The sequence below is a fragment of the Corynebacterium nasorum genome, assembly GCF_022347325.1.
Classification (GTDB): Bacteria; Actinomycetota; Actinomycetes; order Mycobacteriales; family Mycobacteriaceae; genus Corynebacterium; species Corynebacterium kefirresidentii.
In genome coordinates this window covers 1-9852 of record NZ_JAKRDU010000027.1, presented here as the reverse complement: position 1 = coordinate 9852, position 9852 = coordinate 1, and the positions used below count along the sequence as shown (strand labels likewise).

Annotated in this window: 10 protein-coding genes and 1 pseudogene; 4 read left to right on the top strand and 7 right to left on the bottom strand. The window is 58.1% G+C overall.

The genetic code is table 11. The annotated features are described in order from the left end of the window. The 3 genes and pseudogenes from murJ to MHK05_RS11625 all read right to left on the bottom strand — a co-directional run. Nucleotides 1–1362: murein biosynthesis integral membrane protein MurJ (gene murJ / locus MHK05_RS11635; protein WP_275436706.1), on the bottom strand; the 1362-nt coding region annotated here is incomplete at its 3' end. Between the two features lie 18 nt (nt 1363–1380). Next, complete coding sequence (locus tag MHK05_RS11630) at nt 1381–3576, bottom strand: DUF6049 family protein (protein WP_239206876.1); 2196 nt, start codon at nt 3574–3576, stop codon at nt 1381–1383. Next, nucleotides 3576–4214: pseudogene (locus MHK05_RS11625) on the bottom strand (NUDIX hydrolase); the annotation flags it as partial. The pseudogene MHK05_RS11625 and the gene MHK05_RS11630, both read right to left, overlap by 1 nt. Nucleotides 4215–4257: 43 nt before the next feature. Between MHK05_RS11625 and MHK05_RS11620 the strand changes: the two are divergent. Genes MHK05_RS11620 through MHK05_RS11605 form a run of 4 tightly spaced genes read left to right on the top strand, consistent with a single transcriptional unit; the run spans nt 4258 to nt 7390 of the window. Further along, on the top strand, nt 4258–5694 hold the full coding sequence (locus tag MHK05_RS11620; RefSeq protein ID WP_239206874.1) for a CCA tRNA nucleotidyltransferase: 1437 nt from the start codon (nt 4258–4260) through the stop codon (nt 5692–5694). Continuing rightward, nucleotides 5694–6290 carry a YqgE/AlgH family protein gene (locus tag MHK05_RS11615; RefSeq protein ID WP_238801577.1) on the top strand — a complete coding sequence of 199 codons (597 nt, stop codon included), beginning with the start codon at nt 5694–5696 and terminating at the stop codon, nt 6288–6290. The genes MHK05_RS11620 and MHK05_RS11615 overlap by 1 nt, the downstream gene beginning before the upstream one ends. A gap of 39 nt (nt 6291–6329) precedes the next feature. Further along, nucleotides 6330–7058, top strand: a complete 729-nt coding sequence (locus tag MHK05_RS11610; protein ID WP_239206873.1) for an AzlC family ABC transporter permease — start codon at nt 6330–6332, stop codon at nt 7056–7058. Then, nucleotides 7058–7390, top strand: a complete 333-nt coding sequence (locus MHK05_RS11605) for a branched-chain amino acid transport AzlD family protein (protein ID WP_239206872.1) — start codon at nt 7058–7060, stop codon at nt 7388–7390. Before MHK05_RS11610 ends, MHK05_RS11605 begins: the two co-directional genes overlap by 1 nt. Nucleotides 7391–7406: 16 nt before the next feature. Here the strand turns inward: MHK05_RS11605 and MHK05_RS11600 are convergent, their stop codons facing one another. The 4 genes from MHK05_RS11600 to MHK05_RS11585 all read right to left on the bottom strand — a co-directional run bounded on the left by MHK05_RS11600 (nt 7407) and on the right by MHK05_RS11585 (nt 9471). Then, complete coding sequence (locus MHK05_RS11600) at nt 7407–7715, bottom strand: hypothetical protein (protein ID WP_049359103.1); 309 nt, start codon at nt 7713–7715, stop codon at nt 7407–7409. 15 nt (nt 7716–7730) lie between these two features. Then, nucleotides 7731–8696, bottom strand: a complete 966-nt coding sequence (locus MHK05_RS11595; RefSeq protein ID WP_239206871.1) for a bile acid:sodium symporter family protein — start codon at nt 8694–8696, stop codon at nt 7731–7733. 102 nt (nt 8697–8798) lie between these two features. Beyond that, a complete protein-coding gene (locus MHK05_RS11590) occupies nt 8799–9164 on the bottom strand; it encodes a Rieske (2Fe-2S) protein (RefSeq protein ID WP_023020174.1) in 366 nt (121 codons plus the stop codon). 85 nt (nt 9165–9249) lie between these two features. After that, nucleotides 9250–9471, bottom strand: a complete 222-nt coding sequence (locus MHK05_RS11585) for a hypothetical protein (protein ID WP_239206870.1) — start codon at nt 9469–9471, stop codon at nt 9250–9252. Between the last annotated feature and the right edge of the window lie 381 nt (nt 9472–9852).

The following is a 9852-nucleotide window of genomic DNA, read 5'->3' as shown; positions in this document are numbered from 1 at the left end:
CGGGATGAGCGTGAAGGCGGAGAAGCTGATGGTCAGGCCAAGCTGCTCGGCGCTCTCGGCGCCGTAGGCACCGTATTGGAAGAGGGCTCGGGCAATCGGTACACCAAAGCCGGTCATGAAAATGACGATGGGGATAAGCGCGATGAAGGTCAGCTTTGAGCCCAAGGTCAGATCGCGGACTACGGCATCAACATCGCCGTCGGCGGCGTTGCGGGACAGGCGCGGCATGATGGCCGTCAGCAGCGTCACGCCGATTACGCCATAGGGCACCTGCAGCATGAGCCAAGCATTCTGATAGACCAGTGGGGCGCCGGCATCCGCATAGGCGGCCACGCGGGAGGTGATCACGTAGCCCAACTGGGAGATAGCCACATAGGTGATGATGGCTAGAGCCATGCCACCGAATTGCTTGATGCGGGCATCCAAGCCCCACTTGGGGCGCAGGTCAATGCCGGCCTTTTTGAGGTACGGCAACAAGATGAGGCATTGCACCATCACCGCCGTGGTGGTGCCCAAGCCCAATAGCATGACGTGGGGATCGGCCACCGGGGTGGGCTCGTGCGGGTCGAGCTGGCCGGGCAGGAAGCGATAAGCCAGCAGCACGCTAATGGAGATGACGTTATTGACTACCGGCGCCCACGCACCTGGACCAAAGATATTCTTAGTATTAAGAACGGCCTGGAAGAGGGCGAAGAGGCCGTAGAAGAGGATCTGCGGCAGCAATAAGAAGGCCAAGGAGGTTGCCTGCACGGCATTGGCCTTGGAATCTTCCGGCAGCATCATCCTCGTTAAGAAGGGTGCGAGCACCACGGAAGCAATGGTGACTATGCCCAAGATGGAAAAGGCCAGGGTAAATAGCCGCCGGACAAAGGTCTCGCCTCGGTCCGTGTCTTCTTTTTCGGCGCGTACGAGAACGGGCACGACCAGAGAGGTCAGCACGGCACCCAATACGATCTCGGTGACGAGGTTGGGGATCTGGTTGGCGCTACTAAACGCGGTGCCCACCGTGGCACCGAGAGTGGCGCCGATGAGCATCTGGCGCAGGAAGCCGGTGACGCGGGATAGCAGCGTCGCGATGGCCATCGTGCCCGTCGCGCGGATGACGTCCTGATTGGATGATTCGTTTTCCGCGTTGCGTCCGGTGAGCGCGGACTTGTCCTCCTCGGGAGGAACGGTGGTGTCCTGCACCGCGGGCGTGGGGCGCTTTTCTGGCACCGGAGCGGGAGGAGAGGCGCGGACGATGCGGCCGCGGGCACCCGCTGGGGCGGGGTGCTCTGCCGGCACGGCGGCATCCTTCGGGTCAACTACACCCGCAGGTGACTTCTCCACGTGTTCGGCCTCGCGGCCAGTTTTATCAGTCATAGAGGATACAACTTCAACTTACTTTTTAAGCCTTTGTGATTTTTTGCGCCGATGGCGGCCTAGCCGGAAGAGAGTGGCGAGGACCAGCGCAAGAGCGCCGGCTATGCCGACGCCATACACGCTTACGATACCGGCACGCGTTTGCACAGCGATACTGATCGGCTCCGAGATGGTTTGCTTTTCTGGGGTGGCAAGCCACAGGCCAATGTCTGTGCGATCGACGTCCTTAGGCATATCGGCGGTCATGGATACAGTAATAGAGCCCTTGGCCGGAATACGGACACTCTTGGGCGTGTTGAGGCGCGCGCCATCGGGGGCATCGTATTGCAGCTTGGCCTCCACCGGTAGCGGAAGCCCATTTTCTGCCACGATGAGCAGCGGCGATGACTCGGATACGCGGGTATAAACATTGCCCGGTGGGATAAGCGCCACAGAAGATCGCAGATCGCGCAAAGTATTCGAATGCACATCCATCGTGTGGGTGAACCTTCGCCGCGCTTCAGCATTGCTGCCCAAGCTATCGCGGTTGGTCAGCGAAAGCGCGGCCAGCAAATCCCGGCGCAAAGGCAGGACGAATTCATAGGGAGTCAGTGCGATATCTGGATCATCGACCATGATATTCATCAGCTCATCGGTATAGCGGGCCTGCTGCTCCACGCGGACGATATCGGATTCGGCGAAGGCGGCGGGATCACTAAAGGGGCTGCCAGGCAGTGACCCCGGAACGGCGGTTTCCTGCTTGAGGCTGCCGACGGTACGCGCATGGGACTGGCCGGAATCGATGAGCGCTTGGGCGGAGTCAAGCGCGTATTCGGCGGCGCTGGGATCCAAGTAATTGGGCAAACGCGCCACGGTGTCATCGCTAGCGGCCAAACTCAACGCGGCGCCGCCGGTGATGGCGCGGGAAAGTTCGGAATCGAGCGAGTAATCGTAGCGTAGCTCCGGGTTGGAATAGCCCACCGTCTGTGGCTTGGAGCCGGTTTGGGCTAAAAGGGCGCCCAGGGAGGCGTCGAAAGTCACGGCGTGGCCAGGCCACGAAGTATTATCAGCCACCAGTGCGGGCAGGGGCAGTTGTTGATCCACATAGCCGGAGCCAACCGCGAGGACAGAGGTTGCTGGCTTGGTGCCGAGGATTCGCTCGATGGTGTGGTTGCCGCGCTGCAGCCCCTCGTAGGTAAGGAAGGGATTATTCGCCTTGGCCACGGATGAGGCATTAGCGTTTGCCCACGGCATAGACATAAAGCAATCGAGTTCACGCAGGCGCTTGAGCCAGCGGGCGGCATCCTCTTTGCCAGTGCCGGGTTCGAGGTGCACATCGTCGTTGTTATTGAACCACGAATCACGCAGGCGCTTAGGACGCTCCGCCTGAGCCGGGCGGGCAGAGCCCACCTTATAGCCCTCCGCCATGCGGTTGACCGTGTCCAAGAGGGCGGGATCGATGGCTACGCAGCCTGCCCCGCGCAGATCGTGGTCCGCATAGGTGCTCACCAAGCGATCGAGCCGGCCGCCCTCAGCCAGCTCGGTGGCTAGCTCATCGGAGGCGAGAATAAGGTCTTCTCCCCCAGCGCCGCCTGGTACCGAGTCGATATCGGCGCTAATGGGATAGACCACGGTGAGGTCGTGAGGTTTGGGCTCCGAGGGGGCATCGCCAAGCGCCTGCTTCTTTCCCTGCACCTGGCCTATTAGGCGTTCTTCCGCAAAGCTGACCGCTTCGCCGCCGACAGTGCCGGTGAGGGTAAATAGCAGCGGATAGGCGCCGGCGTCTTCGATGGCTAGGGTCTGCTCGCCGTGTAAGGAGGTGGGAACCTTGAAGGTAACCTCTCGGGTTTCGCCCGGTTGCAGGGGCGCGGTGGTGGTGCTGGGGCCGTAATACGGGAATTCGCCGGTGGCCAGCTGCGTGCGGGCCTGTGCAGAACTCTCCACGGCATCGCCACGGCGGCTGGTCAACTGGAGGTCTTCCATGGCCTCATCGGTGGGATTGTGTACCTGGAAGGTAAGTTTCAGTTCCTTGCCCACGGTGAAGGGTTCGGCCGCGATGAGATCGAGAGTGGCCCGCTCTGGTCCGCGCGCGCCCAACCATGCTTGGATATCCTGCTGTTTTCCCGCAGCCGAATCCATCTGCGCGGCGGCCTCTGGCAGCGGCAGGCACAATCCCCACCCCGCTACCGCCAGGCAGCCGCCCACGGCGGCCCAAGACTTCAGGCGTTGGCGCATTACCGTGGGGTCACTTTCCCCGCGGCGGCTTCCTTTCGTGCGAGATCGGGAAGGAGATCATGCGCGATGCGCGCCAATTTGCGCTCGTCGGCGTAGGCCAAATGCTCGATGAGTTCAGAGACGGGAATCCATGCGACCTCGGTGACCTCCGGATCCTCATCGTTCATGATGCCGTCTACAAAGCGCAGCAAGTGATGGTGCACTGTCTTATGGATACGCACCCCATCAGAGACGAACCAATAATCAATCATGCCGAGGTCTGCAAAAACCTCACCGGAAATGCCGGTTTCCTCCCATACCTCGCGCTCAGCGGTGACTTCTTTGGCTTCGCCATTTTCTACGTGGCCTTTAGGCATGGACCACAGCAGGCGTCCGCGACGGTCGAGGCGGCCGATGAGTGCCACATAAAGCCGGGAAAGATCTACCTGGCCAGTGGCATCGACACACTCCGCCAAACCAGAGACAACAAGGCCGCCGGCGGAGGTTTCATCGCGGGTTTCCATGGCCGTAGATTGACCATTGCCACCGCGGTAGGGCCTGCGCTGCTGAGTGCTGCGGCGCGCGCGATTATCCGGCCGGCGGCGCCGCCTGCGCCGGGACCGGTTACGGTTGCGGCCGCCTCCCTTAGAGGGGCCCTGTTCTTGGTTAGTCATCCCTGCCAATCGTAGTAGACTCTCACCCGTGAATTTTCAGGACACTCAGCTAATTGGCGTTCTTGCCCGCGCGGAATCCACCGTCTCCTCCCTCAGCGACCTGCTGGGCGGTTTGGTGGAGAAATTTGCCGCCCGTGGTTATTCGCTCTACCTTGTGGGCGGCTCTGTGCGCGATGCGCTTTTGGGCCGCTTGGGAAATGACCTGGACTTTACCACTCCGGCCCGCCCGGACGTGGTTAAAGAGATCTTGGATGAGTGGGCCGAGACTGTATGGGATACCGGCATCGACTTCGGTACCGTCTCCGCGGCCTATAAGGGTCAGCAGATTGAGATCACCACCTTCCGTTCCGATTCTTATGATGGCCAGTCCCGCAACCCTGAGGTGGTCTATGGTGACACCTTGGAAGGTGACCTAGTGCGGCGTGACTTTAAGGTCAATGCGATGGCCATCGAGCTGCTTGCCGACGCCTCTTTTACCTTCCACGATCCCCTCCACGGCCTCCAGGATGTGGCCGACCGGGTGCTCGATACCCCGGACAAGCCGGAAATCTCCTTCCACGATGATCCGCTCCGCATGCTGCGGGCGGCGCGTTTTGCGTCCCAGCTGGAATTTCGCGTGGCCGATCGGGTGGTAGATGCCATGCGGGATATGGCCGGCGAGATCCAGCGCATCACCGTAGAGCGCGTACAGGTGGAGCTGGATAAGCTTATCTGCGGCACGGCGCCGTGGGACGGCATTGACCTGCTGGTTTCCACCGGAATCGCGGACTATATCTTTCCGGAAATCCCGGCATTGCGCATGACCGCGGATGAACACGCGCAGCACAAGGACGTTTATGCTCACTCGCTGAAGGTGCTAAGTCAGGCCATGGACCAAGAAGAAGATGGCCCAGACCTTGTCCTGCGCTGGGCGGCGCTTCTACACGATATTGGCAAACCGGATACCTTTGATAACACCGATGGTAAGGTCTCCTTTCACCACCACGAGGTGGTGGGCGCCAAGCTTGCCCGCAAGCGCCTGCGCAAGTTGAAGTACCCCAAGGCGACCACGGAGGCCATCGGCCAGCTGGTGTACCTGCACATGCGCTTCCACGGGTTCGGGGAAAATCAGTGGACCGATTCTGCCGTGCGCCGCTATGTTACTGACGCCGGCGACCTCCTCCCCCGTCTGCATAAGCTGGTGCGCGCCGATTGCACGACCCGCAATGCTAAAAAGGCCCGTCGACTCCAGCGCACCTATGATCAGCTTGAGGAGCGCATCGAAGAGATCGGCCGCAAGGAGGACCTGGCTCGCGTGCGCCCGGACCTTGACGGCAATGAGATCATGGAAATCCTCGGCCTTAAGCCCGGGCCAGAGGTAGGCCAGGCATGGTCTTATCTCAAGGAACTGCGCCTAGAGCACGGCCCCCTCGAGCGCGAGGAAGCGATTGCGAAGTTGCGCGAGTGGTGGGATTCTAAACAGTGATGTTTGCCGATAGATTATTTAACGCCCTCGAGCGCAATGACCCCGCTCCCGGCCAGCTTCTCATCGCTGCTCCGGGCATGCTTTCGCCGGAATTCGCCCGCTCCGTCATCCTCGTCATTGAGCACAATGACATGATGACCTTTGGCGTGGATCTGACTAAGCGCTCCGAGGTAGCTATTTTCAATGTGCTGCCGGAATGGCTTCCCGTGGTGGCTAAACCGCAGGCGCTGTATATCGGCGGTCCGCTCAACCAACAATCCGTTGTTGGCCTCGCCCAGACTAAACAGGGCGTCGATCCGGACAAACAAGATCGGCTCACCCGCCTCGCACCGCGCCTGGCACATGTGGATCTGCGCGCGGACCCAGAAGAGATCGAGCCACTAGTTTCTGGCATGCGCATGTTTGCCGGCTATGCCGAATGGGGGCCGGGCCAGCTGGAGGAGGAAATCGAGGCCGGCGAATGGTTCGTCTCTCCGGCCCTTGCCCAAGACGTTATTACTCCAGGCCCAGCCGACCTCTGGGCCGATGTTATGAAACGTCAGCCCATGCCGTTGCCTCTCTATTCCACATATCCAGTCAACGTGGAAGACAATTAATTCCTATCGCGCTGCAGGCAATGGGCTAGACTAGCCCGCATGCGCGCGGATATTTCTCAAGGATTAAGAGATACCTGGGCCGCCGCGATCGGCCTTATTCCCCTCGGCCTAGCCTTCGGCCTACTCATGGTCCAATCCGGTTTCAGCTGGTGGTGGACGCCGATTTTCTCCCTCGTCATCTACGCCGGCTCTATGGAATTCTTGGCCATTTCCATGGTTACTGGTGGGGCTTCCGCCTTTGCTTCGTTGGTTACCGGATTCATGGTGAACTTCCGCCATATTTTCTATGGCCTCACCTTTCCCCGGCACCGCATTCATTCACGGGTGGGCCGGGCTTATTCCACATATGCGCTTACCGACGAAACCTATGCCATCGTCTCCTCCCTCCCCGCCGAGGAGCGCCCGAGTGGGAACCGAATACTCACCATCCAAATCTTTTGTCAGGTCTTGTGGGTAGGCGGCGGCATCGTCGGTGCCCTCGCCGGCCGAGTGATTCCCTCTTCCGTGCAGGGAATGGAATTCGCTCTGGTTGCCCTTTTTGTCGTGCTTGCAATGGATTCCTTCCGCAATAACCAGGACTTTTCATTGCCGTTAAGTGCTGTGGTGGTGGGAATCCTTGCTGCAGTCTTCGCCCCAGGACAACTGCTCATGGTGGGGCTGAGTGCCTACTTCATTCTGCTTATTATCCGCTACGCATCTCCCCGCATCGATGCCGCTATTGGCTTGCGTAGCCGCGGCGAGTCTACGAGATTCCGGGAGGAACGCTAATGCCCGCTGGAGTTACGCTTGCTTCCATCGCCGCAGTGTTGGCCCCCGTCGGCCTTATTACCGTTGTGCTGCGCCAGCTTCCCTTTTCCTTTGTGAAATGGATGAAGGATAGCCAGTTCTTTTCATTGCTGGGCATGATGATGCCTGTAGGTGTGATGACCATTTTGGTGGTTTATACCGTCTACGGGCAGGCTGGTGCCCCTGGGGGCATCTGGGCGGCTCTCCTCGGCGTGGTAGTAACCTTCCTGCTCCACCTGTGGAAGCGTGAATCAGCGCTGTCCATCTTCGGAGGAACCGCCTTTTATATGTTTCTCGTTAACGTTGTCTTGTAGGCACCGTGTTTGAACCCTAAAGGCCGAACTTGGCGGTAGCTTCGGACCATAGGGCGTCGAAATGAGATTGGTCCACGTATTGGGCGCTAATGTCTGGAAACTCATCGTAGGTATCCGGGTGCGGGACAACCTCTTGCGGCTGATCTACGTTTCCCGTGGAACTGGTCGGGGTAGCCACACCAACTATGGCATCTGAGGGATCCAGGGCGATCATGCGGACCATTCGACAGCTGCGCGCATCTTGCTCCTCCATTTCCGCCATATGGATGGCCGAGCCTACGCCGGGCACGGTTAGTTCAGTTCGTACGTATAGGTAATTTGCCATAGGGCCTAAGTGTAGCTATGTGGTGGCACGCTGGGCGTAGCGGGATGCCAGCCACGAACACATCATTAACTGGACCTGGTGGTAAATCATCAACGGCAGGATCAGTAGACCAAGAGACGTTCCCCCAGAAGCAAAGATAACCGAGGCCATGGGTAGTCCCGTGGCTAGTGACTTCTTCGATCCACAGAACTCGATTGCGACTGTATCGGCGCGCTTGAATCCCAATTTTTCACTCACCTTCTTGGTGAGCCACAGCATGAAAGCAACGAAGATCGCTGCGAAGGCGACAAGGAAGGCCAACTCCCATATGGAGATGGAGGACCAAATTCCGTCTACTACGCCTTTGGAAAAGGCAGAATACACCACCATGGCAATGGAGCCGCGGTCTACCACTTTGGTGGCCTTGCTTTGGGCGAATTTGCCAACCCAGCGCCGAGTCAGCTGACCCAGGATAAAGGGAGCCAGCAGCAAGAGCGCGATTTCTCCAAATACGGAAGTGTCGATGTGGACTCCTCCCCCGGTACCCATGAGGAGCATAACCAGCGAAGGGGTAATAAATACTCCGACCAAGTTAGAAGTAGATGCTGACACGATTGCGCCTGCAACGTTTCCCTTCGCAATGGAGGTAAAGGCAACCGAAGATTGCACGGTGGACGGTACCAGCGTGAGAAACAAGATCCCCAGGTACATATCGTGCGAAATGAAAGCGGTAAGCGGACGTAGCGCTATACCTATGAGCGGGTAGACCACAAAGGTGAAGGCCAGGATCGTTAGGTGTAGGCGCCAATGCTTAAGCCCATTGAGGGCCTCTTGAGTGGAGAGCCTAGCGCCGTACAAAAAGAAGAGGAAAGCGATCGCAACATTTGTTAGCTGGCCGAATGTCTCGGCAAAATCCTCACGGGCTGGTGCAATGACCGCAAGGATGACCGCCAAGATGATGAGCACTATGAGGGGGTCGGGCTTCTTTAAACTCTGCAGCATTCTAAAAGTTTAAACCCTACCGCTCCTTCTTCCCCGGAAATACTCGGGCCAAAAATATGCCCTCTGTGGTTTCACGTGAAACCACAGAGGGAGGAATGCACCCTAGGCTGTAGTGACATTAGAGCCGTCTTGCTTAACTTCGTATCCTTCCAAGGGGTCGCGGCCCGGTCCGGATATTACGCTTCCATCGCTGAGGTCATAGGAGGTGTTATGTGCGGTGCAGGTGGCCGTCATGCCATCGATCTCGGTGATCGGATTGTGCTGGTGCGGACAGGTCTGGGAATAGGCCTTGAACTCACCTTCTTTCGGCTGAGTAAAAATGACGCCATCTACAATCTTCGCGGATCCGACTGGAATTTCCGTAGCTGCGATTTCCGCGGACGGAGAAGAACCACAGGCTGTTAGGTAGGCACCTGCGAAAGTGGTAGCGGTACCGAGCAAGAAGATTCGGCGAGAGCACTTATTCATGCCCTTAGTCTAGCTGGTGATGATGGTGCTTTGTGACTCAGCCGTGTAGCTGAGCGAATTTAGAGTTTCACGTGAAACACAGAGGTTAACTAACCAGATAGCCCTCCCATGCTTCAGGGGAGCCAGTGGGTGTAGGAGTGAGTTCATAGGTGCCAGATTCAATGCCTAAATCATCGACGATGCTATGGGCCGACTGCTGCCCCTCCGCTACTGGTGTGGATGTCGGTTCTTTGTGGCCTTGCTCGTTATAAGCGCCAATGGCAAAGGTCGAAGCGGCGATGGCTGCGAGGGCGGTGCTTTTCTTCATATGTATCATTTTGCCCAGCGGAGGCCTCTGATGCTCTTTACTTTCTGGGTTCCCCGGAAGCTTTACGCAATCTCCATCGTTATTGGCAGTAAGGCGAAAAGTACGGTAATCCAATTATTAACGTAGCCTAGCGTTGAATTGACCAATATATTGAAAGAGTGACGGGATATCGTAAGTGACGGAACAAGAAGATGTAACGAGCCTAACCTATAACGTCACTGTGACTGTCGGGAAACATCCAATGAGCTATTCAAGCGAGAGGGCAGATTCTAGTGGTCGTGGAAACACTTCCTATGTTTCGGTTGAGTTTATCAGTGCGGCCATTTTCTCGGCTGGTGTTTGAAAGCCCAGGGTTTTGCGGGGTCGGCGGTTGAGTTGCAT